This is a genomic window from Pseudomonas sp. GW458-11-26-14-LB4, assembly GCF_059423925.1.
The window spans coordinates 227,488-253,178 of the sequence record NZ_JBWKYU010000008.1 but is presented as its reverse complement, the minus strand read 5'-3'; the positions used below and the strand labels follow the sequence as shown (position 1 = coordinate 253,178).

The window sequence follows — 25,691 nt, the reverse complement described above, 5'->3', positions numbered from 1 at the left end:
CCACCCTCCGATTCCTTGAAAGTCCCTGTCCAGAGCCCACCCCGTTTAATGCCGGAAGGCCAGAGCGCGGCAAACCGTCTTATAAATGAAACACCGCCCTCAGCTATACTCCCCCGCATTTCGACCCGCCCGAGGACTGACTGTGAAGAACTGGACGTTGCGCCAACGCATTTTGGCGAGCTTTGCGGTGATTATCGCCATCATGTTGCTGATGGTGGTCGTCTCGTATTCGCGGCTGCTGAAGATCGAGGCCAGTGAAAACAGCGTCCGTGACGACGCGATTCCCGGCGTCTATTACAGCTCGATGATTCGTGGCGCGTGGGTCGACAGTTACCTGCAGACCCAGGAACTGCTGGGCCTCAAGGAGGGGCAGGGCGTCAGCAGTGAAGATGCGGCCGATTACAAGGCTTTCGAATCCCGGCTTCAGGAACAGATGGCCAATTACCGTGGCACGGTGGTGACGGACGAGGACAAGCTCGAATTCGCGGCGTTCGAGAAATATCACGACGCCTATCTGAAAATTCAGGATGCGGTGCTCGATCTGCACAAACGCAATCTGGAAGCCGACGCCGTCAAGCTGTTCCACGAACAACTGACTCCGACCTGGTACTCGGGCCGGATGAAGCTCAACGACATCATTGGCGAGAACAAGAAAGTCGCTGACAAGGCCATGGCCAACATTGATGAGGCCGTGGCGGCGGCCAAGGTCAGCATGTTCGTCTCGCTGCTGGTGGCCGTGCTGGCCGCCGGGTTCTGTGGTCTGCTGCTGATGCGCGCGATCATGGCGCCGATGAACCGCATCGTGCAGATCCTCGACATCATGCGCACCGGCGATCTGAGCAGCCGCTTGAACCTCGACCGCAAGGACGAGTTCGGCGCCGTGGAAACCGGCTTCAACGACATGATGACCGAGCTCACTTCGCTGGTGTCCCAGGCCCAGCGCTCGTCGGTGCAGGTCACCACCTCGGTGACCGAGATTGCGGCCACTTCCAAACAACAGCAAGCCACCGCCACCGAAACCGCTGCGACCACGACTGAAATCGGCGCTACGTCCCGCGAGATCGCCGCGACCTCCCGCGACCTCGTACGCACGATGACCGAAGTCTCCACCGCCGCCGATCAGGCCTCGGTGCTGGCCGGTTCCGGGCAGCAAGGCCTGGCGCGCATGGAGGACACCATGCACTCGGTGATGGGCGCGGCGGATCTGGTGAACGCCAAACTGGCGATCCTCAACGAGAAGGCCGGCAATATCAATCAGGTGGTGGTGACCATCGTCAAGGTCGCCGACCAGACCAACCTGCTGTCCCTGAACGCCGCGATTGAAGCGGAGAAGGCTGGTGAATATGGCCGTGGTTTCGCGGTGGTCGCCACTGAAGTGCGGCGTCTGGCGGATCAGACGGCTGTCGCCACGTATGACATCGAGCAGATGGTCCGCGAGATCCAGTCGGCGGTGTCTGCCGGGGTGATGGGCATGGACAAGTTCTCCGAGGAAGTGCGTCGCGGCATGGCCGAAGTGCAGCAGGTCGGCGAGCAGCTGTCGCAGATCATCCATCAAGTGCAGGCGCTGGCGCCGCGGGTGTTGATGGTCAACGAGGGCATGCAGGCCCAGGCCACCGGTGCCGAGCAGATCAACCACGCGCTGGTGCAGCTGGGTGATGCCAGCAGCCAGACGGTCGAGTCGTTGCGTCAGGCCAGTTTCGCCATCGACGAACTGAGCCAGGTGGCCGTGGGCCTGCGCAGCGGCGTTTCGCGATTCAAAGTCTGATGAGCGAAATCACCGCCAAACGCAGCGCTGCACCGGTGGCGAAGCAGGCGCTGTTCCTGCTGTTTCGCATCGGCAGCGAACGCTACGCCTTGCGCGCCACGGAAGTGGCCGAAGTGCTGCCGCGCCTGCCGTTGAAGCCGATTGCCCGGGCGCCGCACTGGGTGGCGGGGGTGTTTGCCTATCGCGGCACGGTGGTGCCGGTGATCGACCTCAGTGCCCTGACCTTCGGCCACGCTGCCGAAGCGCGCACCAGCACACGGCTGGTGCTGGTGCATTACCGCGCGGATGACTCGCAAGCCTCGCAATGGCTGGGTCTGATCCTTGAGCAGGCCACCGACACCCTGCGCTGCAAACCGGAGGATTTCCGGCCGTACGGCCTCGACAATCGTCAGGCGCCGTACCTCGGCCCGGTGCGTGAAGACGCCCAAGGGCTGGTGCAGTGGGTGCGGGTCAACGACTTGCTGGACGAGTCGGTGCGTACGCTGCTGTTCCCGACGCCACCGCTGGATCCGGCGCGGCTTGAGGAGCAGCCATGAGCAGCGACCAGCGCTTCTTCGATTTTCTCAAGGAACGCATCGGCCTCGATGTCGCCTCGGTCGGGCCGGCGATCATCGAACGGGCTGTGCGCCAGCGCATCACCCTGTCGCAAACGGTGAATGCCAATGAGTACTGGCAGACCCTGCAAGGCTCGCGGGATGAACAGCAGGCGCTGATCGAAGCGGTGATCGTCCCCGAAACCTGGTTTTTCCGTTACCCGGAATCCTTCGCCACCTTGGGCAAACTGGCGCGCAAACGCCTGGGCGAGCTGAACAACATGCGCGCGTTGCGCATCCTCAGCCTGCCGTGTTCCACCGGTGAAGAACCCTATTCGATTGCCATGGCCTTGCTCGATGCGGGCCTCAAGCCCCATCAGTTCAAGGTCGATGGCATGGACGTCAGCCCGTTGTCGGTGGACAAGGCGCGGCGGGCGCTGTACGGCAAGAACTCGTTTCGTGGCCAGGAGCTGGACTTTCGTGAGCGGCATTTTTTCGCCGAGAACGAGGGTTATCGAGTAAATGAAATCGTCCGCGAGCAGGTTCGCTTGCATGTCGGCAACGTGCTCGATCCGTCATTGCTGGTCAACGAGCCGCCGTTCGATTTCGTGTTCTGCCGCAACCTGCTGATCTATTTCGATCAGCCGACCCAGCAGCAGGTATTCGCGGTGCTGAAGCGCCTGACCCATGTCGATGGCGTGCTGTTTATCGGCCCGGCCGAGGGTAGTCTGCTTGGGCGGTTGGGCATGCGCTCGATCGGGATTCCACAGTCCTTTGCTTTCAGCCGTCACAGCGATCCACAACCCGAACCGTTGCCGGCGCCGACCGCGATTCCGCTGCCGTTACCTGTGCGCCAACCGCTGCGCAGCACGCCACCACCGCCGGTGCGCAACCGTCCGTTTGCTGGCGTGACGCCGTTGCCCGCGACGGCTAAAAGCACCAACCCCGACGCCGCGACTTTGCTGGCCAACATCGCCGCCCTGGCCAACGAAGGCAGAAGTGCCGAGGCCCGGGCCGCGTGCCAACAGTATTTGCGCAGCCATGAGCCGGTGGCCCAGGTGTTCTACTGGCTCGGCCTGCTGAGCGATGTCGCCGGCAGCGCCCTCGAAGCCCAGGGCTTTTACCGCAAGGCGCTGTACCTCGAACCGCAACACCCCGAAGCCTTGATGCACCTCGCCGCGCTGCTGCAAGCCCAGGGCGACACGGCCGGCGCCAGGCGATTGCAGGAGCGCGCCGCCCGCAGCGACCGCACCGCCGACAGTGAGCGTAAACGATGATCCCGTCCGACACCTTGAACGTCACCCACGAAGACGCCCGGGCCATCGACGATTGCTGGAACCGCATCGGCATCCACGGCGACAAGTCCTGTCCGCTGCTGGACGAGCACATCCATTGCCGCAATTGCTCGGTGTATTCCGCCGCGGCCACGCGTTTGCTCGACCGCTATGCGTTGCAGCAGGATGAGCGTGATCCGGTGGCGACCCAGGTCGAAACCGAGCTGAAAACCCGGTCGCTGCTGATGTTCCGCCTCGGCGAAGAATGGCTCGGCCTGGCCACGCGCAGTCTGGTGGAGGTCGCGCCGTTGCAGGCGATTCACTCGCTGCCGCACCAGCGCTCCCGGGCCTTGCTCGGGGTGGCGAACGTGCGCGGTGCGCTGGTGGCGTGCCTGTCGCTGGTTGAACTGCTGGACCTCGACAACAATGCGGCCCCGGCGACCGGCGCTCGAATCATGCCGCGCATGCTGATCATCTCGGCCCAGGGCGGGCCGGTGGTGGTACCGGTGGACGAGGTCGACGGGATTCACGCCATCGACGAGCGAATTCTCGATGCCGCATCGCGGTCCGGCGCACAGGCCAGCGCCAAATACACCCGAGGCGTGCTGCCTTTCAAAGGTCGCAGCCTGCGTTGGCTGGATGAAGAGCAGCTGTTGTCCGCCGTGTCCCGGAGCCTCACATGACCCCCGAGCAAATGCGCGACGCCTCCTTGCTCGAGCTGTTCAGCCTCGAAGCCGAAGCCCAGACCCAGGTGCTCAGCGCCGGGCTGCTGGCGCTGGAGCGCAACCCGACCCAGGCCGATCAGCTCGAATCGTGCATGCGTGCGGCGCACTCGCTGAAAGGCGCGGCGCGGATTGTCGGCATCGACAGCGGCGTCAGCGTTTCCCACGTGATGGAGGACTGTCTGGTCAGCGCCCAGGAAGGGCGGTTGTTCCTGCGCCCCGAGCATATCGACGCGCTGTTGCAGGGCACCGATCTGTTGATGCGCATCGCCACCCCGGCCAATGGCCCGCAACCGGCGGACATCGAGGCTTACGTGGCGTTGATGGGCGGTTTGCTCGACCCGGCGGCACCGGCCGTGGTGCCCGCCGCTCCGAGTGCGCCACCGATGGCCGAGTTGCAGCTTCAGCCACCGCCGGTGGTTGAGTCGGCGCCGGTTGAAATTCCGGTCGAGGTTGCCGAGCCGGAACCCGCGCCTCGCAAGAGCAAACGCACCACCGAAGGTGGCGAGCGGGTGCTGCGGGTCACCGCCGAACGCCTGAACAGCCTGCTCGATCTGTCGAGCAAATCCCTGGTGGAAACCCAGCGCCTCAAGCCGCACCTGGCCACGATGCAGCGCCTCAAACGCATGCAGAACAACGGCCTGCGGGCGCTGGAAAGTCTTAACGTTCATCTCAAGGAACACGCCCTGAGCCTTGAAGCTCAAGAGGCGCTGGAAGACGCGCGCCGTTTGCTCGCCGAATCCCAGCAGTTGCTGGCAGAGAAAAACGCCGAACTCGACGAGTTTGCCTGGCAGGCGAGTCAGCGTGCGCAAGTGCTCTATGACACCGCGCTGGCCTGCCGCATGCGGCCGTTCGCCGATGTGCTGTCGGGTCAGGTGCGGATGGTGCGCGACCTCGGTCGCAGTCTCGGCAAACAGGTGCGGCTGGAGATCGAGGGCGAGAAGACTCAGGTCGACCGCGATGTACTGGAAAAACTCGAAGCACCGCTCACGCACCTGCTGCGCAACGCGGTCGATCACGGCATCGAAACCCCACAGGAACGCCTGCTCAAGGGCAAGTCCGAGGAAGGCCTGATCCGTCTGCGCGCCTCGCATCAGGCCGGTCTGCTGGTGCTGGAACTGAGCGACGACGGCAATGGTGTGGATCTGGAAAAGGTCCGCCGCAGCATCGTCGAACGTCAGTTGTCGCCCGCGGAAACCGCCGCCCAGTTGAGTGAAGAGGAACTGCTGACCTTTCTGTTTCTGCCGGGTTTCAGCCTGCGCGACAAGGTCACCGAAGTGTCGGGTCGTGGCGTCGGTCTCGATGCTGTTCAGCACATGGTCCGCCAGTTGCGCGGTGCGGTGGTGCTGGAGCAGACGGCGGGCGAGGGCAGTCGTTTCTATCTCGAAGTGCCGCTGACCCTGTCGGTGGTGCGCAGCCTGGTGGTGGAAGTCGGCGACGAGGCCTACGCCTTCCCGCTGGCGCACATCGAGCGCATGTGCGATCTGGCGCCGGAGGACATCGTGCAGGTCGAAGGGCGCCAGCATTTCTGGCACGAAGGCCGGCATGTCGGGCTAGTCGCGGCCAGTCAGTTATTGCAACGTCCGGCCAGCCAGAACAGCGGCGAGACCCTGAAAGTCGTGGTGATCCGCGAGCGCGATGCGATCTACGGCGTGGCGGTCGAGCGTTTCATTGGCGAGCGCACGCTGGTGGTGCTGCCACTGGACGAACGGCTGGGCAAGGTGCAGGACATTTCCGCCGGGGCCTTGCTCGACGATGGCTCGGTGGTGCTGATCGTCGATGTTGAAGACATGCTGCGTTCGGTGGACAAACTGCTCAATACCGGGCGTCTGGAGCGCATTGCCCGCCACGGTAATCAGGCCGCGGAAGCCGCGCGCAAACGGATTCTGGTGGTCGACGATTCGCTGACCGTGCGCGAACTGCAACGCAAGCTGCTGCTCAATCGCGGCTACGACGTGGCCGTCGCGGTGGATGGCATGGACGGCTGGAACGCCTTGCGTTCGGAGGATTTTGATCTGTTGATCACCGACATTGACATGCCGCGCATGGACGGCATCGAACTGGTCTCGTTGTTGCGCCGCGACAACCGTCTGCAATCGCTGCCGGTGATGGTGGTGTCGTACAAGGATCGCGAGGAAGACCGCCGCCGTGGACTGGACGCCGGCGCCGACTATTATCTGGCCAAGGCCAGTTTTCATGACGACGCCCTGCTCGACGCGGTGGTTGAGCTCATCGGAGGAGCGCGGGCATGAAGATCGCAATCGTCAACGACATGCCCCTGGCGGTGGAGGCCCTGCGTCGCGCGCTGGCCTTCGAGCCGGCGCATCAGGTGGTGTGGGTCGCCAACAACGGCGCCGAAGCGGTGCGCCTGTGCGCGGAGAACACCCCGGACCTGATCCTGATGGACCTGATCATGCCAGTGATGGATGGCGTCGAGGCCACCCGCCGGATCATGGCCGAGAGCCCGTGCGCGATTGTCATCGTCACCGTGGACCGTCAGCAGAACGTGCACCGGGTGTTCGAAGCCATGGGCCACGGCGCGCTGGACGTGGTAGATACCCCGGCCATCGGCGGCGGCAATCCTCAGGAAGCGGCGGCGCCGCTGCTGCGCAAAATCCTCAATATCGGCTGGCTGATCGGCGAGAAAACCGCCCGCTCACGCCCGGCACCTGCGACACCGCGCAGTACCGCCTCGCGCCAGCGGCTGGTGGCGATCGGCTCTTCGGCCGGTGGCCCGGCCGCGCTGGAAGTCTTGCTCAAAGGTCTGCCGCGCCACTTTTCGGCGGCCATCGTGCTGGTGCAGCATGTCGATCAGGTGTTTGCCGCCGGCATGGCCGAATGGCTGGCCAGCGCCAGCGGCCTCGACGTGCGTCTGGCCCGCGAAGGCGAACCGCCGCAGGCCGGCGCGGTGCTGCTGGCCGGCACCAACCACCATATTCGTTTGCTCAAGAACGGCACGCTGGCCTACACCGCCGAGCCGGTCAACGAGATCTACCGCCCTTCGATCGATGTATTTTTCGAAAGCGTCGCCAGTTACTGGAACGGTGACGCAGTAGGGGTTTTATTGACAGGGATGGGACGCGACGGGGCGCAAGGGCTTAAGCTCATGCGCCAACAGGGTTACCTGACCATCGCGCAGGATCAGCAGAGCAGTGCGGTGTACGGCATGCCCAAGGCTGCCGCAGCCATCGACGCGGCCGTAGAAATCCGTCCACTGGAAAAGATAGCGCCACGATTGCTGGAGATTTTCCCCAAATGAACACATCCATCCGCAATCCTGGCCCCCGCAGCACTCAGGTGACCGCCCATGAATGACTTACAGATCGATGACATCAAAACCGACGAGAACGCCGCCATGGTGTTGTTGGTGGACGATCAGGCGATGATCGGCGAAGCCGTGCGCCGTGGGCTGTCGAATGAGGAGAACATCGACTTCCACTTCTGCTCCGACCCGCATCTTGCCGTGGCACATGCGGTGCGGATCAAGCCGACCGTGATCCTGCAGGATCTGGTGATGCCCGGCCTCGACGGCCTGAGTCTGGTGCGCGAATACCGCAATCACCCGGCGACCAAGGACATTCCGATCATCGTTCTGTCGACCAAGGAAGACCCGCTGATCAAGAGCGCGGCGTTCTCCGCCGGGGCCAACGATTACCTGGTGAAACTGCCGGACAACATCGAGCTGGTGGCGCGCATCCGCTATCACTCGCGCTCCTACATGACGTTGCTGCAACGGGACGCGGCCTATCGCGCGTTGCGGGTCAGCCAGCAGCAATTGCTCGACACCAACCTCGTCCTGCAACGGCTGATGAACTCCGACGGCCTGACCGGGCTGTCCAACCGCCGGCACTTCGACGAATACCTGGAACTGGAATGGCGTCGTTCGTTGCGCGACCAGAGCCAGTTGTCGTTGCTGATGATCGACGTCGATTACTTCAAGTCCTACAACGACACCTTCGGCCACGTTGAAGGTGACGAGGCCTTGCGCAAGGTCGCCACGGCAATCCGCGAGGCCAGTGCCCGGCCGTCCGATCTGCCGGCGCGTTATGGCGGCGAAGAATTTGCGCTGGTGCTGCCGAACACTTCGCCTGGCGGGGCCCGACTGGTGGCGGAAAAGCTGCGCCAGACGGTCGCGGCGCTGAAGATTCCGCACAATGCCCCAGCCGAAGGCTCGAGCCTGACCATCAGCATCGGCCTGGCGACCATGGTGCCGGAGTCGGGCAGCGACTGCCGGTTGCTGATCTCGGCGGCGGACCGTGGCCTGTACCTGGCCAAGAACAACGGGCGCAATCAGGTGGGGATCGAATGAACCATCGGGTTCATTCGCCTCAAGAGCCGCCAGACGGGCTGCCGTGACAGCTTGATTACGTTATACTCGCCGGCTTTCAAAAGTTCGCCAACGAGTGCTGCCCGTCATGGAAATCAACCCGATCCTGAACACCATCAAGGACCTGTCCGAGCGCTCCGAAACTATTCGGGGGTATCTTTGACTACGATCAAAAGCATGAGCGTCTGATCGAAGTCAATCGCGAGCTTGAAGATCCTGCAGTCTGGAACAAACCTGAATACGCCCAGGAACTGGGCCGCGAGCGCGCTGCGCTGGCGCAGATCGTCGATACCCTCGACGAACTGAACGGTGGCCTGGCCGATTGCCGCGAGCTGCTGGACATGGCCGTTGAAGAGAACGACGAGGGCGCGGTCAACGACGTCGTCGAAGTCCTTCAAGGTCTCGAAGAGTCCCTGTCCAAGCTCGAATTCCGCCGTATGTTCAGCCACGAGATGGACCCGAACAACGCCTACCTGGACATCCAGGCCGGTTCCGGCGGCACCGAAGCACAGGACTGGGCCAACATCCTGCTGCGCATGTACCTGCGCTGGGCCGACAAACGCGGTTTCGACGCGACCATCATGGAGCTGTCGGCCGGTGAAGTCGCCGGGATCAAGGGTGCGACCGTGCACATCAAGGGCGAATACGCCTTTGGCTGGCTGCGTACCGAGATCGGCGTGCACCGTCTGGTGCGCAAGAGCCCGTTCGACTCCGGCAACCGTCGCCATACCTCGTTCTCCGCAGTTTTCGTCTCGCCAGAGATCGACGACAAGGTGGAAATCGAAATCAACCCGGCAGACCTGCGGATCGACACCTATCGTTCCTCCGGTGCCGGTGGTCAGCACGTAAACACCACCGACTCGGCCGTACGTATCACCCACGTACCGACCAACACCGTGGTGAGCTGCCAGAACGAACGTTCCCAGCACGCCAACAAGGACACCGCCATGAAAATGCTGCGGGCCAAGTTGTACGAGCAGGAAATGCAGAAGCGCAACGCGGCGTCCCAGGCGCTGGAAGACACCAAGTCGGATATCGGCTGGGGTCACCAGATCCGTTCGTACGTGCTCGATGCGTCGCGGATCAAGGATCTGCGCACCAACATCGAACGCAGTGACTGCGACAAGGTGCTCGACGGCGACATCGACGAATACCTGGAAGCCAGCCTGAAATCGGGCCTGTAAGAAACGCAATACAGGATCGGCTGATTCAACTCGATCTCTGTAGGAGCCAGCCTGCTGGCGATCCCCGGGCCGAAAGGCCCGGGGGCAACGAACCTGTGATGGAAAATTTAAAGACATGAGCGACCTACAACTCGATCCGCAAGCCCTGCAACAGGAAGAAAACTCCCTGATCGCCCTGCGCAAGGAAAAGCTTGCTGCCGAGCGCGCCAAGGGCAATGCCTTCCCGAACGACTTCCGCCGCGAAAACTACTGCGAAGCACTGCAGAAACAGTACGCGGACAAGACCAAGGAAGAGCTGGCAGAGGCTGCGATCCCGGTCAAGGTTGCAGGTCGCATCATGCTCAACCGTGGCTCGTTCATGGTGATCCAGGACATGACCGGTCGCATCCAGGTCTACGTCAACCGCAAGACCCTGTCCGAAGAAACCCTGGCCGCGGTGAAAACCTGGGACATGGGTGACATCATCGCCGCCGAAGGCACCCTGGCCCGTTCCGGCAAGGGCGACCTGTACGTCGAGATGACCAGCGTGCGCCTGCTGACCAAATCCCTGCGCCCGCTGCCGGACAAGCACCACGGCCTGACCGACACCGAACAGCGCTACCGTCAGCGCTACGTTGACCTGATCGTCAACGAAGACGTGCGTCAGACCTTCCGCGTCCGTTCGCAAGTGATCGCACACATTCGCAGCTTCCTGATGAAGCGCGACTTCCTCGAAGTCGAAACGCCGATGCTGCAGACCATTCCTGGCGGCGCCGCGGCCAAGCCGTTCGAAACCCACCACAACGCGCTGGACATGGAAATGTTCCTGCGTATCGCGCCAGAGCTGTACCTCAAGCGTCTGGTGGTTGGTGGCTTCGAAAAAGTGTTCGAGATCAACCGCAACTTCCGTAACGAAGGCGTTTCGACTCGTCACAACCCTGAATTCACCATGTTGGAGTTCTACCAGGCTTACGCCGACTACGAAGACAACATGGACCTGACCGAAGAACTGTTCCGTGAACTGGCGCAGTTGGTTCTGGGCAGCACTGACGTGCCGTACGGCGACAAGGTGTTCCACTTCGGCGAGCCGTTCGTACGCCTGTCGGTGTTCGACTCGATCCTCAAGTACAACCCCGAGCTGACCGCCGATGACCTGAACGACATCGACAAGGCGCGCGCCATCGCCAAGAAGGCCGGCGCCAAGGTGCTGGGTTTCGAAGGTCTGGGCAAGCTGCAGGTGATGATTTTCGAAGAGCTGGTCGAGCACAAGCTGGAACAGCCGCACTTCATTACCCAGTATCCGTTCGAAGTGTCGCCGCTGGCCCGTCGCAACGACGACAACCCGAACGTCACCGACCGCTTCGAGCTGTTCATCGGCGGCCGTGAAATCGCCAACGCCTACTCCGAGCTGAACGACGCGGAAGACCAGGCCGAGCGCTTCATGGCGCAGGTGGCCGACAAGGACGCCGGCGACGACGAAGCCATGCACTACGACGCCGACTTCGTTCGTGCGCTGGAGTACGGCATGCCGCCAACGGCCGGCGAAGGTATCGGCATCGACCGTCTGGTGATGCTGCTGACCAACTCCCCGTCGATCCGCGACGTGATCCTGTTCCCGCACATGCGGCCACAAGCGTAAGTGTTTCAATAAAAAAGCCGCCTGAAATGGGCGGCTTTTTATTGCCTGTCTGGTACAAACGTATCAAATGGTTAATTTTGAAGAAAACAACAGAGGTATGCCTGTCGTGATCGGTGCAATGGCTCAAGAGGGTGCAGCGGGAATCGCCACTGCGGTCGCTGAAAGTGTTCAGTACCAGGGCCGCAAGGCCAGCCGGCAGGGCAGTGAACAGCGTCGACAGGACATTCTCGATGCGGCGATGCGCATTGTCGTACGCGACGGCGTACGCGCCGTGCGTCACCGGGCGGTGGCGGCCGAGGCCGGTGTGCCGCTGTCGGCCACCACGTATTACTTCAAGGACATCGATGACCTGCTCACCGATACCTTCGCCCAGTACGTCGAACGCAGTGCGGCCTACATGGCCAAGCTGTGGATCAACAACGAAGGCCTGCTGCGCGAAATGGTGGTCAGCGGTGACGGCAGCCCGGAGTCGCGCTCACAACTGGCCGACGATATCGCGCGGTTGATGGCTGATTACGTGCATCGGCAACTGGTCAACCGTCGCGAGCATTTGATGGCCGAGCAGGCGTTCCGTCAGGAGGCGCTGCTCAACCCGCGTCTGGCGGAATTGGTGCGTTCCCATCAGCAGATTCTGTTGCAGGGCACCTGCCAGTTGTTCCAGGTATTGGGCTCGCGCGAGCCGCAGCAGGATGCCAAGGTGTTGACGGCGATTATCGGACGGATGGAATATCAGGGCCTGCTCAACGACGCCGAGCCTTTGGCTGAAGAGGACATGCTCGGCATTCTGACGCGCTATATGCACCTGGTACTCGCGTCGGTGTAATTCTCGACCCTGATCGTTCCCTCGCTCTGCGTGGGAATGCCGCCATGGACGCAAAGCGTCCACTGTGACGCAGAGCGTCACTGTATGCATTCCCACGCGGAGCGTAGGAACGATCAGAAGAAACGGGTGTTCTAGGGAGTGTCGAATGAAAGCCTGGCGTGGCGTGCTGATCGCCTTGTCGTTCCTGCTGCTCAGCGGATGTCTGGTGACCTTTAAGGAGCCGCTGCCCGCCAGTGAACCGGCGCCCAAGGGCCTGCTCGGCAAATGGTCGAGCACCAATGCGTGGGGCGAGCCGATGAATCTGGAGCTGACGCGCCTGGGCAACGACCGCTATCAGGCTGTTGCGTATTTCAAAGCCAAACCCCGGGAGCGTGAAGCCTATCCGTTCACGGTGTCGCGCCACGGCAACCGCTGGTACCTGTCGGCGAAGGTGCCGGCGCAATACGGCGGGCACTTCACCATCGCCGGCTTCGAGATCACCGACAAGCGCGAGCTGGTGATCTACAACCTCGACCTCGAACAGATCAACCAGGCCATCGCCCAGAAAGCCCTCGACGGCCAGGGCTTCCAGACCGATGACGGCGAGGGCGTGCAGGTCGACAGCCCGCTTGAAAAGGTCTTTGCTTACCTCGACGACCCGGCCAATTCCGACGTTTTCGTCGAAGCGGCGCGCTATCAGCATCAGGCCAAAGCCAAATAATTCAGTTCGTCACGTTTTCTACAGGAGTTTCGGGTGGACGATTACCAGCAGACGATACGCATTCTGTCCGATCGCATAGTGCTGGCGCAGACGCCGATCCGCGTGCTCGACGCGGTCAAGTGGGACGAGAACATCCGCAAGGGCTTCCTCAAGGCCAAGGGCAAGGAATTGCCGGCGGTGGATCGTGACTACTACCTCAACCGGCCGCTGTCCTTTGATTCGAGCAAGGTCAAGCTGGAATTCCAGAACATCGAGCGGGACATCACCCGCCAGCTCGGCCAGTTCAACCCGGTCGGCCAGATCATGCGTCGCATGTGCAAGGAATACCGGATGGTGGTGCGCATGCTCGAAGCGCGCGGCACCGAGGATTTCGGCCTGATTTCCCAGGAACTGTACGGCGCCGCGTCCGATGCGTTCCACGCCGGTGACCCGACCCTGGCCGACCTTGGCCTGATGATGTCGGACTATCTGAACAACATCGACGGTCGTGGCGATCTGAAGGACGAACCGAAGACCCTTACCGCCAAGGACGCCGTTCACCTGTTGCAAACCCGCCTGAACAAGGTGTTCGGCGAGGCTGAAGAAACCATCCGCGTGTTTGAGTCCGACGGTATCGTCGCCGACGCGGCGGCGGGTGCCGACTACATCAAGATCCGCACCGACGCGATGTTCAACGACCGCGACGTGCGTGCGCTGGAAGTCCACGAAGGCCTGGTGCACGTCGGCACCACGCTCAACGGCTTGAACCAGCCGATCTGCACCTTCCTGTCCAAGGGCCCGCCCTCGTCGACGGTGACCCAGGAAGGCCTGGCGATCCTGATGGAAATCATCACCTTCGCCTCCTACCCGAGCCGCCTGCGCAAACTGACCAACCGCACCCGCGCCATTCACATGGTCGAGGAGGGCGCAGACTTCCTGCAGATTTTCGAGTTCTTCCGCGAGCAGGGCTTCGAGATGGCGGAAAGCTACGGCAACGCCAGTCGGGTTTTCCGTGGATCGACGCCGACCGGTCTGCCATTCACCAAAGACTTGTCCTACCTCAAGGGCTTCATCATGGTTTACAACTACATTCAGTTGGCCGTGCGCAAGGGCAAGCTCGAGCAGATCCCGTTGCTGTTCTGCGGCAAGACCACGCTTGAGGACATGCGAACCCTGCGTCAGCTGGTGGACGAAGGCCTGGTGGTGCCGCCCAAGTACCTGCCGGACCAGTTCCGCGACATGAACGCGTTGTCGGCGTGGATGTGCTTCTCCAACTTCCTCAACCACTTGAGCCTGGACCGGATCGAGGCCGATTACTCCAACATCCTGTAGGCCCATTGATCATTCCCGCGCTGCGCGCGGGAATCCGAACCCTGCGAGGTTTCACCGGATGAGAATCCTCGGCATCCTTTGCCTGCTCCTGACCCTCGGCGGTTGCAGCTCCTTGCTGTTCTACCCCGAACCGGGGCAGATCTTCACCCCGGAAAAGGCCAAACTCGAATACCGCACCGTCACCCTGACCACCGCCGACGGCCTCAAGCTGAATGCCTGGTGGCTGCCGGCCAAACCCGGGGTCGAGGTCAAGGGTACGGTCCTGCACCTGCACGGCAACGGCGGGAATCTGCCGATGCACCTGGGCGGAAGCTGGTGGTTGCCGAAAAACGGCTATCAAGTGCTGCTGGTGGACTATCGCGGTTACGGCTTGTCCGAGGGCGAACCGAGCCTGCCGGCGATCTATCAGGACATCGATGCCGCCTTCGCCTGGCTGGACAAGGCGCCTGAGGTCAAAGGCAAACCGCTGGTGCTGCTGGGCCAGAGTCTCGGCGGCGCGATGGCGGTGCATTGGCTGGTGCAACATCCGGAAAGACAAAAACAGCTCAAGGCGCTGGTGCTCGACGGCGTGCCCGCCAGTTACCGCAGCGTCGGCCAATACGCCCTCAGCACCTCATGGCTGACGTGGCCGTTTCAGGTGCCGTTGTCGTGGCTGGTGCCGGACGGCGACAGTGCGATCAACGCGATGCCGCAGCTCAACGGCGTGCCGAAACTGATCTTCCACAGCCTCGACGATCCGCTGGTGCCCCTTTCCAACGGCATCCGTCTGTATCAAGCTGCGCCGCCACCGCGCGTGCTGCAACTGACTCGTGGCGGCCATGTGCAGACCTTCGGCGATCCGGTCTGGCGTCAGGTGATGCTGCGTTACCTTGACGACCCCGAACACTTCAACGGCCTGCGCCGCCTCGGCGAGATCCCGAATTATCCGACACCCCCGAATTCTGAAGACGAACCACCAGAGAGTCCGCAATGAGTGAAGAACGTAACGCCATCCCGCTGATCATCACCGGCATCTGCAGCATCCTCGGCACCGTCGGTGCCCTGTGGTACTACGGCTACCTGCACTTCGCCAAACCCGAGGATGCGTTGCTGCTCAACGAATTCACCATGCTCAAGACCGTTCCCGGCGAAGACTACAAAGTTTCCCTGACCCCGGCGCCGCAAGTGGCGCAGTGCATCGATGGCGTGCTGGTGCTGTTCGACACCGAACAGAAAGGCCTGACCGGGGTGCTGGTCAACAGTCAGAAAAAGGCTGTGCGCTGCATGGGCCAAGAGACGCCGCAGAAGCTCGAAGAGTAAATGTGCGACGGACAAAAAAGCCCCGCCTGATCAAATCAGGCGGGGCTTTTCATTTACCGCTCAGCGAATCAGTGCGCGGTCGAGCTCACGGCCGAACGCGGCATCACTGGCTGGTTGTCGTTGGAAATGGTCACTTCCACGCGACGGTTCATCGCACGGCCCGAGACCGAGGTGTTGTCCGCCACCGGGTATTCCTTGCCATAACCCTGTACGACGATACGCGAAGGGTCTACACCCATCTTGATCAGCGCAACCTGCACCGAAGTCGCGCGACGCTCGGACAGCGACTGGTTGTAGCTCGCAGTACCGGTGCTGTCGGTGTAGCCCTCGACGATCACTTTGCGATCAGGGTTTTCCTGAAGGAATTGCGCCAGTTTGTTGATGTTCACCAGACCGCTGGATTTCAGGTCGGCCTTGTTGGTGGCAAACAGCACGTCACCGAAGGTCACCAAAGTACCGCGATCGGTCTGCTTGGCGTTGAGGCTGTCCTGCAGCTGTTTGATCTGCTGATCGCGAGCGTCCAGGCGGGCCTGGGCACGTTGGGCGGCGGCGTTCTTCAAATTGGCTTCAGCGGTACGCAGAGCGATGGTCTGCTTGGCCACTTCCACGCGCTGGTTGGTCAGATAGGCCAGTTGGTCGACCTTGTGCTGGTCTTCCTTGTCCAGATAAGCCTTGTCGGCCTTGTCCAGGTAATCACTGGCATCCTTGGTTTCCAGCGCCGCGACTTTGCTGGCCTGCGGGTTGGCCTGCAGCCCGGCGTAGTTGGTGCGCGCCTGTTCCAGGTTCGGGTTCGGCGGCGTCGAGCAGGCAGCCAGGGCAACGCTTGCGGCCAGGAGAGCGGGGATCATCAGTTGTTTACGCATAATCGTTCGTCCTTTCTATCGATAAGAGTTTCAGCCTTGCGGTCGGGATGCGCGCTTACTGCACGGTGCGCTGACTTTCCTGACGCAGTTCCTGAACACCTTTCTGGGAATCCTTCACAGCTTGTTCGGCTTTCATCGCCTGAGCCTTGCGTTCAGCGACGCGGGCGTCCCACTCGGCCTGTTCGGCGAGGGTGCGGGCCTCATCATATTTCTTGTCGTGCATGGCGATTTCGGCTTGCTTCAGCTTGTCCTGAGCTTGCTTCATCTCCACGGCGGCGAACTCGGTACCGCCGGCGCTGACCGCGCTGTTGACCGCCGATTGAGTCACGGCGTACTGCTCGGTCGGTGGATTGCCAGCGCAACCGGCCAGCACGAAGCTGGTGCCGATGGCGAGAGCGGCCAGTTTCAGACCGCGCAGGTGGGAAAACGAGGTTTGGGTCTTCATGGTCTTCAACTCCATTGGTTAACTCCTTGAAAGCTTCGAAATCCATCCTGGTAGCGGAGCCGCAACCTTCATGTGCAAGTGCGTTTTGAAACGCTCGTTCCAGGCGTGGTTACCTGTTCCGACCGAAGGCATTTTTCAAAAGTTCAGAAAAGATGGCCCATCGCCAAAAAAAACTTTGACCAAACGGACAGGGCTCTAAACCGGGAACTTTGGCGGGGGAGAATGGTACGCGCGGGCGAAAAATGGCGTAAAAGCGGAGGGGAAATACAGTCCCTGTGGGAGCTGGCTTGCCAGCGATGAGGCCATCAAATTCAACCCGTTTGCGGCTGAACTGACGCCATCGAGGGCAAACCATTCCCACCGTTTTGAAGGGTCAGGGATCAGTGTTTTTGCTTGCCGGCAGCCGCCGACAAGTCGTGCAGATGACGCCGCGACAACGCGAGAAAACGCGGGGTCGGGCCGACATCTTCATACAGCGGATCGCCTTCCTCGTCAGTGGCGACCACGGTCGAACCTTTCACATACGGCAGGCTCGCTTCGAACTCTTCGAGGGCGGCGCCGATCAGCTCGCCGAGCAGTTCTTCGGCGTGGCGTTTGGGGTACATCTCGGCGATTGCCGCCAGGCGTGCGGCAGCTTCCACATCCAGATGAATCGTGTAGCCGGTATCGGTCAGGCGACCCTTGGCGGTTTCTTCCCAATGCTGGGCGAGTTCACGGATTTTCATAAAAACCTCATGTCGCACCTGCTCATGGCAGGTCTTGGTGAGTGTCCGGCGTCAGCCGGCGGCAAGCCGTTGTGCGGCTTACTGTTGAGACTAGCTTCAACCCTCAAGGTTTAAAGTCCCTTCGTCGTCTGCTTGTAAGAAGCGTTCCAGAGCGGCACTCTCTGTTCATCCACTCACTTGCGATCCGTCACCGATTACTGCTGGAGAGATGCTGATGACCGATATTGATGCACGCTTGCGCGAAGACGTTCACCTGCTCGGTGAGCTGTTGGGCAACACCATTCGGGACCAGTACGGCGAGGCGTTTCTCGACAAGATCGAGCAGATTCGCAAGGGCGCCAAGGCCGACCGGCGCGGCTCGATGGACGCCGAACTCAGCGCCAGCCTCAATCAATTGAGCGAAGACGAACTATTGCCAGTGGCGCGGGCCTTCAACCAGTTTCTCAACCTGGCGAACATCGCCGAGCAGTACCAGCTTATCCATCGCCGCGAAGAGACCCAGGCCGCGCCGTTCGAATCCCGCGTGTTGCCGGAACTGCTCGCCCGCCTGCGCAACGAAGGGCACAGCGCCGAATCACTGGCCCGGCAACTGGCGCGGCTGGAAATCGAACTGGTGCTCACCGCGCACCCGACCGAAGTGGCCCGCCGCACGCTGATCCAGAAGTACGACGCGATTGCCGCGCAACTGGCGGCTCAGGATCACCGTGACCTGACCACCGCCGAACGCGAGCAGATCCACAACACCCTGCAACGCCTGATCGCCGAGGCATGGCACACCGAAGAAATCCGCCGCACCCGCCCGACTCCGGTGGACGAAGCCAAGTGGGGCTTTGCGGTGATCGAACATTCGCTGTGGCAGGCGATTCCCCACCATATGCGCAAGGCCGACCAGGCGCTGTTTGCGGCCACCGGTTTGCGTTTGCCACTGGAAGCCGCGCCGATCCGCTTCGCTTCGTGGATGGGCGGCGACCGTGACGGTAACCCGAACGTGACCGCTGCCGTGACCCGCGAAGTGTTGTTGCTGGCGCGCTGGATGGCGGCTGATCTGTACCTGCGCGACGTCGATCACCTGGCGGCCGAACTGTCGATGCAGCAAGCCAGCGAAGCGCTCAAGGCCCGGGCCGGCGACAGTGCCGAGCCGTATCGGGCGGTGCTCAAGCAATTGCGTGAACGGCTGCGCGCCACGCGCAACTGGGCTCATGCATCGCTGACCGCAACCACGCCGGCCCCGGCGGATGTGCTGCACAACAATCGCGACCTGCTCGATCCGCTGGAGCTGTGTTTCAACTCGCTGCACGAATGCGGCATGGGCGTGATCGCCGACGGGCCGTTGCTCGATTGCCTGCGTCGGGCCGTGACTTTCGGCCTGTTCCTGGTGCGCCTCGATGTGCGTCAGGATTCGTCCCGCCACAGCGCGGCCATGACCGAAATCACCGATTACCTCGGCCTCGGCAAATACGAGGAGTGGGACGAAGAACAGCGCATCAGCTTCCTGACTCGCGAACTGCAAAACCGTCGGCCGTTGCTGCCGTCGCATTTCAAACCCTCGGCCGATACCGCCGAAGTGCTCGCCACCTGCAAGGAAATCGCCGCCGCGCCGGGGGCTTCGCTGGGCTCCTACGTGATCTCCATGGCCGGCGCCGCTTCCGATGTGCTGGCGGTGCAACTGCTGCTCAAGGAGTCCGGCGTACTGCGGCCGATGCGCGTGGTGCCGCTGTTCGAAACCCTCGCCGACCTCGACAACGCCGGCCCTGTGATCGAACGTCTGTTGCTGCTGCCGGGTTACCGCGCGCGGCTGCAAGGCCCGCAGGAAGTGATGATCGGCTATTCCGACTCGGCCAAGGACGCCGGCACGACTGCGGCAGCGTGGGCGCAATACCGGGCGCAGGAACGGCTGGTGGAAATCTGCCGTGAGCAGCAAGTCGAACTGCTGCTGTTTCACGGTCGCGGTGGTACCGTGGGACGTGGCGGCGGCCCGGCGCACGCGGCGATTCTGTCGCAGCCGCCGGGTTCGGTGGCCGGACGTTTCCGCACCACCGAGCAGGGGGAAATGATTAGATTCAAATTCGGCCTGCCGGACATCGCCGAGCAAAACCTCAATCTCTATCTGGCGGCGGTGCTCGAAGCGACCCTTTTGCCACCGCCACCACCGACGCCTGAATGGCGGCATTTGATGGACGAACTGGCCGCTGACGGTGTCGCCGCCTACCGCGCAGTGGTGCGGGAGAATCCACAGTTCGTCGAGTATTTCCGCCAGTCGACCCCGGAGCAGGAGTTGGGGCGCTTGCCATTGGGCAGCCGTCCGGCCAAGCGCCGCGCCGGCGGGATCGAAAGTCTGCGGGCGATTCCGTGGATCTTCGGCTGGACCCAGACCCGCCTGATGCTGCCGGCCTGGCTCGGCTGGGAAACCGCATTGAGCAAGGCGCTGGAGCGCGGCGAAGGCGAATTGCTCGGGCAGATGCGCGAGCAGTGGCCGTTCTTCCGCACTCGCATCGACATGCTGGAGATGGTGCTGGCCAAGGCCGACGCCGACATTGCGCAGTCCTACGACGAGCGTCTGGTGGAGTCGGACTTGCTGCCTTTGGGTGTGCACTTACGCGACCTATTGTCGCAGGCGTGTTCCGTCGTCCTCGGCCTGACCGGTCAGTCGCAGCTACTGGCACATAGCCCGGACACCCTGGAATTCATCCGTCTGCGCAACACCTACCTCGACCCGCTGCATCTATTGCAGGCCGAGTTGCTGGCGCGCTCTCGGCAGCAGAATGTCGAGCAGGGCAGCCCGGTGGAACAGGCGTTGCTGGTGTCTGTGGCGGGGATTGCCGCCGGTTTGCGAAATACCGGCTAAGGTTTTCTGCGTGGGGCGGGGCACCCGGGGCGAACCTCGGGTGCCGTTTATTGGCCGTGGGAAAAATGCGGTCAGGCGACAGTTAATGATGGGGTTGCGACTTGGGGAACCGCGTCGCAAGGTCGCGGCGGGCGCCGGTTTCTCCGACTTTTGGCGTCTTGTGTGGGCGCAGCCTGCTGTGTATCTTGATCAGCCTTTGGCCGTTTGGGCGGCCACGACCCGTTTTATGAGATTGGCCCCACGAGGCGAATCCGTTGTTTTTTATATAAAAAATTGAGGAGCACATCGATGCGCGTCATTCTGCTGGGAGCTCCCGGGGCCGGTAAAGGTACTCAGGCTAAGTTCATCACCGAGAAATTCGGCATTCCGCAAATCTCCACCGGCGACATGCTGCGTGCTGCGGTCAAGGCCGGCACCGAGCTGGGCATCAAGGCCAAGAGCATCATGGATGCCGGCGGCCTGGTGTCGGATGACCTGATCATCGCGCTGGTCAAGGACCGTATCGCTCAAGCCGATTGCGCCAAGGGTTTCCTGTTCGATGGCTTCCCGCGCACCATTCCTCAGGCTGAAGCGCTGGTGACTGCCGGTGTCGAGCTGGACGCCGTGGTCGAAATCGCCGTTGAAGACGAAGAAATCGTTCAGCGTATCGCCGGTCGTCGCGTTCACGAGGCCAGCGGCCGCGTTTACCACATCGTCTACAACCCGCCGAAACTGGCCGGCAAAGACGACATCACCGGCGAAGAGCTGGTACAGCGCAAGGACGACACCGAAGAAACCGTGCGTCATCGCCTGTCGGTCTACCACTCGCAGACCAAGCCGCTGGTGGAGTTCTACCAGAACCTGTCCGCCAGGAACGGTGGCAAGCCGAAGTACAGCCACATCCCTGGCGTCGGTTCGGTTGAAGCGATCACCGCCAAGGTGCTTGAAGCGCTGAGCTGAAAAACCTGATCCGCTGCATCATCCACGGCCCGCTTGCGGGCCGTAGTTGTTTATACTGGCGCACTTTTTCCCCACCTGATTTACGGACACATCGATGAGCACCTTGCTGGCCCTGGACACCGCGACTGAAGCTTGCTCCGTTGCCTTGCTGCATGACGGCAAGGTCACGAGCCATTACGAGGTGATCCCGCGCCTGCATGCGCAGAAACTGCTGCCGATGATCCAGCAACTGCTGGCCGACGCCGGCACCACCCTGCAAGCGGTGGACGCCATCGCCTTCGGCCGTGGCCCGGGCGCTTTCACCGGCGTGCGGATTGCCATCGGTGTGGTGCAGGGCCTGGCGTTCGCGCTGGATCGCCCGGTGTTGCCGGTGTCGAACCTGGCCGTGCTGGCGCAACGGGCTTATCGCGAGCACGGCGTGAGCCAGGTCGCGGCCGCCATCGATGCGCGCATGGATGAGGTGTATTGGGGCTGCTACCGCGAGACGGCCGGGGAGATGCGTCTGGTCGGCACCGAGGCGGTGCTGCCGCCGGAAGTCGCCGCGCTGCCGGACGATGCTTCGGGTGACTGGTTCGGTGCCGGGACTGGCTGGGGTTATGGCGAACGCATCGCTGTAAACCTGAGCGGGTCCGACGCTGGCATGCTGCCCCACGCCGAAGACCTGCTGACCCTGGCACGATTTGCCTGGGAGCGCGGCGAAGCGATTCCGGCAGACGACGCCCAGCCGGTTTACCTGCGCGACAAAGTGGCCACCCCGAAAGCCCGCTGAGGCCATTCACCCTGTGGCATTCGCCACAGGGTTCTCCCGTTCCTGCCAATCGTCCGTTTCTAACCCCGCGCTTTAAACCTTTTGTCTTTTATGTGTTCTAGTTATCACTCGGCGATTTGCTAAGTCGGTCAGGTGCCGCTAAATTGCCATCATCGATACCGAGCATGAATTTATGCGTATAGACGGCGTTTCCACTCATTCCTACCCCATCAAGCGCAAGCCTCGCAAAGGCAATCCGGCGCTGGATGAGTCCGTCGACGATATCGACGGCGAGCTGGAATTCCCGACCGAAGAGCAACTGGCTGCCCGTGCCGCCAAAGCCACCGCCCAACGCCTGAGCAATCTGCCCGCCCGTCAACAAGACATGATTTATCACCGCGCGATGAAGAAAAGCGTGGCCATGGCCCTGGCCAGCTACCTGAGCACCGCCGGTTTTGTCGATTGGGATGCAGACGTGCTGGGCCTCGATCTGTACATCTGATGGATCTGCCTTACTACCTCGGTTGCCCGTCCTGGAGCGAAAACGCCTGGCGCGAGTACCTGTATCCGGTAGACGCCAAGACCTCCGATTTCCTCGGACTCTATTCGCAAGTGTTCAACGCTGTTGAAGGCAATACGACCTTCTACGCCAGCCCGTCGCCCGCCACCGTGCAGCGCTGGGCCGAGGTGATGCCGGAGCACTTTCGCTTCACTGCCAAGTTTCCCGGTGACATCAGCCACAGCGGCGACTTGCGCGATCAACTGACCGCCGCTGAAACCTTCCTCCAGCTACTCAAGCCGCTCGGCGAGCGCGTTTCGCCAATGTGGCTGCAACTGTCGAAAAGCTTCACACCGCATCGCTTGCCGGAGCTCGCCGCGTTCATCGATGCGCTGGATTGTCCGCTGGCGGTGGAAGTGCGCCACGAACAGTTCTTCGCCAAGGGTGAGAGTGAGCGATTGCTCAATCGACTGTTACTGGATCGCGGTGTGGAGCGCATCTGCCTCGATCCCCGTGCCTTGTTCAGTTGCCTGTCCACCGAGTCGTCGGTGATCCACGCCCAATCGAAAAAGCCCCGCGTACCCACGCGGCCGGCGGCGTTCACCCAGTTCCCGCAGGTGCGCTTCATCGGCCATCCGGAGCTTGAGGCCAACGACTCGTTCCTGGTGCCGTGGGTGGCGAAGATCGCCGAGTGGATCGAAGAAGGCCGCACGCCGTACATCTTCCTGCACACCGCCGACAACCTCCTCGCGGCGAAGCTGGCGCAACGTTTTCACGCACAACTGATGCAACGTTTGCCTGGCCTGCGACCTTTGCCTGAGCTATACAGAGAACCCGCCGCCGAGCAACTTGGCCTGCTCTGAGGCGGATTCTTTTCCTGCCCAGGAGCCTGCCGATGGACGCTCAAGCCCGTCAACAACAAGCCCGTAAAGCCGAAGCCTTCAAAGCCCTGCACGAGCGCCCCGGGATATTCGTGATTCCCAATCCGTGGGATGCCGGTTCCGCGAAGATGCTCGCCAGTCTCGGCTATCAGGCGCTGGCGACCACCAGCGCCGGTTATGCGTTCTCCCAGGGCAAGCCCGATGGCGGCCTGAGTCTCGACGATACGCTGGCCAATGTCCGGGCGATTGTCGCGGCCACGGATTTGCCGGTGGCGGTGGATCTGGAAAACGGCTTCGCCGACGCCCCGGCCGAATCGGCGCAAAGTCTGATCCGCGCAGCCGAGGCAGGCGCCGTGGGTGGTTCGATCGAAGATGCCACCGGCCGGGAAGACTCGCCAATCTACTGCTTCGAACACGCGGTGGCGCGGATCGAAGCCGCCGTCGCTGCGGTGCGCACCTTGCCGTTTCCCTTCACCCTGACGGCCCGTGCGGAAAACTACCTGCACGGCAATCCCGATATCAACGACACCATCCGCCGTTTGCAGGCCTTTGCCGAAGCCGGCGCCGACGTGCTGTACGCGCCGGGCCTGCACACCGCCGAAGAAATTCTGGCGGTTGTGCGCGCGGTGGCGCCGAAACCGGTCAATGTGTTGATGTCCGGCGGCTTGAAACTGACCGTGCAGCAGCTGGAAGAAATGGGCGTGAAGCGCATCAGCACCGGTTCGGCGCTGGCACTGGCGGCATTGGGTGAGTCTTTCCGCGCGGCGGAAGAGATCCAGCAGTCCGGCACGTTCACCTTCACCTCCCGTTCGATGCCGTACGCCAAGGCCAATCAATTCTTCAAGGGATGAGCATGGGGCGCTGGCTGCTGTTGGCAGGGCTGCTGATCATCGGTGGCAGCCTGATTGGCGTCTGGCGCGGCTGGCTCGATGTGCCGCCGCAGTGGAACCCGTGGGCGCCGCTGGACGTGCAGGCGATGCCCAACTGGCTCACGGGCTACAAGTTGATGCGCCTGCGCAGCGATCCGGCCTTGTGCGAGCAGGCATTGGGTAGCTCCGGCCTGCGGGTTTCGCCACAGGCCGACAGCCCCGATGCCAAATGCCCGCTGATCGGCGCCTTGCGCGTGCAGGGCGGCGGGGTGGGGCTCAGCAGCAGCTTTCTCGCCAGTTGCCCGTTGGCCGTGGCGTTTGCGATGTTCGAGCGCCATACGCTGCAACCGGCGGCGCAGCAGGTCTACGGTCAATCGGTGGCTCGGGTCGATCACCTCGGCAGTTTCGCCTGCCGCAACGTCTACAACCGCGAGAACGGCGCCCTGAGTCGCCATGCCAGCGCCGATGCGCTGGACATCGCTGGCTTCCGTCTTGCGGATGGTCGCGCGATCAGCGTGCTCAAGGACTGGCCGAAGCAAAATCAGGACGCGCAGTTTCTACGGCAGGTGCGCGACGGTGCCTGCGAGGCGTTCAGTGTGGTGTTGAGTCCGGATTACAACGCCGCCCATCGCAATCACTTTCATGTCGATGTCGGGCGCTGGAGCGTGTGTCGCTGAGGGATCAGGCGGCGATGCGCAGGTTCTGCTGAACGATCGGGCGCACCCAGCCGTTATCGAAGTCCAGGGCTTTCTGCTGCTCGACGATTTCTTCCGGCGGGAACGGCGGGTACGGCTGCAGCAGATCCAGATCGAATTCGGCAATCGGCAGGTACAGCGGTTTTTTCTGCGGGGCAGGGCCCGGCTCCGGAATCGGCTGACCGTTGTTGATCACGACCGGACGAACCCAGCTGCTGTCGAAATCCTGCTGCTTTTGCTGAGTCTTGATTTCTTCTGGCGGGAACGGAGGGTACGGCTCGGCCAGTGTCATGTCGATTTCGGCGATCGGCAGGAACAGCGGCTCCGGCGGACGCACCTCGGTTTCAACCACATCGCATTCACGCTGGCTGACGATGTGCGCGTGCAGTTCGCTGCCGACGGTCGGTTCTTCAGGGCTTTCCAGATCAACCGGCGGGAAAGTGCCGCAGGCCGGCACCACATCACTCGATTGTTCGGCCAGTGCCTGGGCAAAGAAATCCTGCCACAGGTGGCTGACGCCGCCCAATGCTTGAGTGTTATGACGGCTGAAGTCGCCTGTGGGCGAAAGGTAGCCAATCGATGTGGGAAGAATGCCTGACATTTTTTTCGGTTGACGCTCAGCTCTG

25 protein-coding genes are annotated in these 25,691 nt (G+C 62.1%); 21 read left to right on the top strand and 4 right to left on the bottom strand.

What is annotated here, in order from left to right:
• Nucleotides 1-142 precede the first annotated feature (142 nt).
• The 14 genes from AC07XZ_RS13450 (at nt 143) to AC07XZ_RS13385 (ending at nt 15,556) form a co-directional block, all read left to right on the top strand.
• A complete protein-coding gene (locus AC07XZ_RS13450; protein WP_039769604.1) occupies nt 143-1,765 on the top strand; it encodes a methyl-accepting chemotaxis protein in 1,623 nt (540 codons plus the stop codon).
• Entirely contained in the window at nt 1,765-2,301 is a 537-nt protein-coding gene (locus AC07XZ_RS13445) for a chemotaxis protein CheW (protein WP_102686530.1), read from the top strand. Before AC07XZ_RS13450 ends, AC07XZ_RS13445 begins: the two co-directional genes overlap by 1 nt.
• Entirely contained in the window at nt 2,298-3,575 is a 1,278-nt protein-coding gene (locus AC07XZ_RS13440; protein WP_102686531.1) for a CheR family methyltransferase, read from the top strand. The genes AC07XZ_RS13445 and AC07XZ_RS13440 overlap by 4 nt, the downstream gene beginning before the upstream one ends.
• The gene (locus AC07XZ_RS13435; RefSeq protein WP_102686532.1) at nt 3,572-4,255 is read left to right on the top strand and encodes a chemotaxis protein CheW; all 684 of its coding nucleotides are present in this window, start codon (nt 3,572-3,574) and stop codon (nt 4,253-4,255) included. Before AC07XZ_RS13440 ends, AC07XZ_RS13435 begins: the two co-directional genes overlap by 4 nt.
• Entirely contained in the window at nt 4,252-6,546 is a 2,295-nt protein-coding gene (locus AC07XZ_RS13430) for a hybrid sensor histidine kinase/response regulator (RefSeq protein ID WP_102686533.1), read from the top strand. Before AC07XZ_RS13435 ends, AC07XZ_RS13430 begins: the two co-directional genes overlap by 4 nt.
• Nucleotides 6,543-7,553, top strand: a complete 1,011-nt coding sequence (locus tag AC07XZ_RS13425; RefSeq protein ID WP_102686534.1) for a chemotaxis response regulator protein-glutamate methylesterase — start codon at nt 6,543-6,545, stop codon at nt 7,551-7,553. Before AC07XZ_RS13430 ends, AC07XZ_RS13425 begins: the two co-directional genes overlap by 4 nt.
• Before the next feature lie 48 nt (nt 7,554-7,601).
• A complete protein-coding gene (locus AC07XZ_RS13420; RefSeq protein ID WP_011332645.1) occupies nt 7,602-8,603 on the top strand; it encodes a response regulator in 1,002 nt (333 codons plus the stop codon).
• Between the two features lie 106 nt (nt 8,604-8,709).
• Nucleotides 8,710-9,805, top strand: a protein-coding gene (gene prfB / locus AC07XZ_RS13415) for a peptide chain release factor 2 (protein ID WP_102621447.1) whose coding sequence is annotated in 2 segments (ribosomal slippage) — nt 8,710-8,781 and nt 8,783-9,805 — 1,095 coding nt in all. Because the reading frame shifts where the segments join, the coding sequence is not laid out codon by codon here.
• A 115-nt stretch (nt 9,806-9,920) separates the two neighbouring features.
• Nucleotides 9,921-11,423, top strand: coding sequence for a lysine--tRNA ligase (gene lysS / locus AC07XZ_RS13410; RefSeq protein ID WP_102686535.1), 1,503 nt, complete (start codon nt 9,921-9,923; stop codon nt 11,421-11,423).
• A gap of 118 nt (nt 11,424-11,541) precedes the next feature.
• Nucleotides 11,542-12,246 (top strand): TetR/AcrR family transcriptional regulator, encoded by a 705-nt coding sequence (locus AC07XZ_RS13405; protein WP_011332647.1) that lies wholly within the window; start codon nt 11,542-11,544, stop codon nt 12,244-12,246.
• Between the two features lie 145 nt (nt 12,247-12,391).
• Nucleotides 12,392-12,946, top strand: coding sequence for a hypothetical protein (locus AC07XZ_RS13400; protein WP_102686536.1), 555 nt, complete (start codon nt 12,392-12,394; stop codon nt 12,944-12,946).
• Nucleotides 12,947-12,979: 33 nt separating this feature from the next.
• Complete coding sequence (locus tag AC07XZ_RS13395; protein ID WP_011332649.1) at nt 12,980-14,257, top strand: flavohemoglobin expression-modulating QEGLA motif protein; 1,278 nt, start codon at nt 12,980-12,982, stop codon at nt 14,255-14,257.
• 58 nt (nt 14,258-14,315) lie between these two features.
• Nucleotides 14,316-15,230, top strand: coding sequence for an alpha/beta hydrolase (locus AC07XZ_RS13390; protein ID WP_085748083.1), 915 nt, complete (start codon nt 14,316-14,318; stop codon nt 15,228-15,230).
• Nucleotides 15,227-15,556, top strand: coding sequence for a PA3694 family proteiin (locus AC07XZ_RS13385; protein ID WP_085748084.1), 330 nt, complete (start codon nt 15,227-15,229; stop codon nt 15,554-15,556). Before AC07XZ_RS13390 ends, AC07XZ_RS13385 begins: the two co-directional genes overlap by 4 nt.
• A gap of 68 nt (nt 15,557-15,624) precedes the next feature.
• Here AC07XZ_RS13385 and lptF read toward each other — a convergent pair whose 3' ends face one another.
• The 3 genes from lptF to AC07XZ_RS13370 all read right to left on the bottom strand — a co-directional run bounded on the left by lptF (nt 15,625) and on the right by AC07XZ_RS13370 (nt 17,589).
• Nucleotides 15,625-16,419, bottom strand: coding sequence for a lipotoxin F family OmpA-related lipoprotein LptF (lptF, locus tag AC07XZ_RS13380; protein ID WP_102686537.1), 795 nt, complete (start codon nt 16,417-16,419; stop codon nt 15,625-15,627).
• A gap of 55 nt (nt 16,420-16,474) precedes the next feature.
• The gene (locus AC07XZ_RS13375; RefSeq protein WP_085697302.1) at nt 16,475-16,879 is read right to left on the bottom strand and encodes a DUF4398 domain-containing protein; all 405 of its coding nucleotides are present in this window, start codon (nt 16,877-16,879) and stop codon (nt 16,475-16,477) included.
• A 365-nt stretch (nt 16,880-17,244) separates the two neighbouring features.
• Entirely contained in the window at nt 17,245-17,589 is a 345-nt protein-coding gene (locus AC07XZ_RS13370) for a hypothetical protein (RefSeq protein ID WP_011332654.1), read from the bottom strand.
• 214 nt (nt 17,590-17,803) lie between these two features.
• Between AC07XZ_RS13370 and ppc the strand changes: the two genes are divergently transcribed.
• From ppc to AC07XZ_RS13335, 7 genes are all read left to right on the top strand, one after another.
• Nucleotides 17,804-20,434: a phosphoenolpyruvate carboxylase gene (gene ppc, locus AC07XZ_RS13365; protein ID WP_102686631.1), complete on the top strand. Its 2,631-nt coding sequence runs from the start codon at nt 17,804-17,806 to the stop codon at nt 20,432-20,434.
• 288 nt (nt 20,435-20,722) lie between these two features.
• A complete protein-coding gene (gene adk / locus AC07XZ_RS13360) occupies nt 20,723-21,373 on the top strand; it encodes an adenylate kinase (protein ID WP_064378963.1) in 651 nt (216 codons plus the stop codon).
• A gap of 94 nt (nt 21,374-21,467) precedes the next feature.
• Entirely contained in the window at nt 21,468-22,142 is a 675-nt protein-coding gene (gene tsaB, locus AC07XZ_RS13355; RefSeq protein WP_085748087.1) for a tRNA (adenosine(37)-N6)-threonylcarbamoyltransferase complex dimerization subunit type 1 TsaB, read from the top strand.
• Nucleotides 22,143-22,314: 172 nt separating this feature from the next.
• A complete protein-coding gene (locus tag AC07XZ_RS13350) occupies nt 22,315-22,623 on the top strand; it encodes a hypothetical protein (RefSeq protein ID WP_007954720.1) in 309 nt (102 codons plus the stop codon).
• Nucleotides 22,623-23,483 carry a DUF72 domain-containing protein gene (locus AC07XZ_RS13345; protein ID WP_102686538.1) on the top strand — a complete coding sequence of 287 codons (861 nt, stop codon included), beginning with the start codon at nt 22,623-22,625 and terminating at the stop codon, nt 23,481-23,483. The genes AC07XZ_RS13350 and AC07XZ_RS13345 overlap by 1 nt, the downstream gene beginning before the upstream one ends.
• Nucleotides 23,484-23,515: 32 nt before the next feature.
• A complete protein-coding gene (locus AC07XZ_RS13340; protein WP_102686539.1) occupies nt 23,516-24,352 on the top strand; it encodes an isocitrate lyase/PEP mutase family protein in 837 nt (278 codons plus the stop codon).
• A 2-nt stretch (nt 24,353-24,354) separates the two neighbouring features.
• Entirely contained in the window at nt 24,355-25,047 is a 693-nt protein-coding gene (locus AC07XZ_RS13335; RefSeq protein ID WP_102686540.1) for an extensin-like domain-containing protein, read from the top strand.
• Nucleotides 25,048-25,051: 4 nt separating this feature from the next.
• Here AC07XZ_RS13335 and AC07XZ_RS13330 read toward each other — a convergent pair whose 3' ends face one another.
• Entirely contained in the window at nt 25,052-25,666 is a 615-nt protein-coding gene (locus AC07XZ_RS13330; protein ID WP_102686541.1) for an energy transducer TonB, read from the bottom strand.
• Nucleotides 25,667-25,691: the final 25 nt, after the last annotated feature.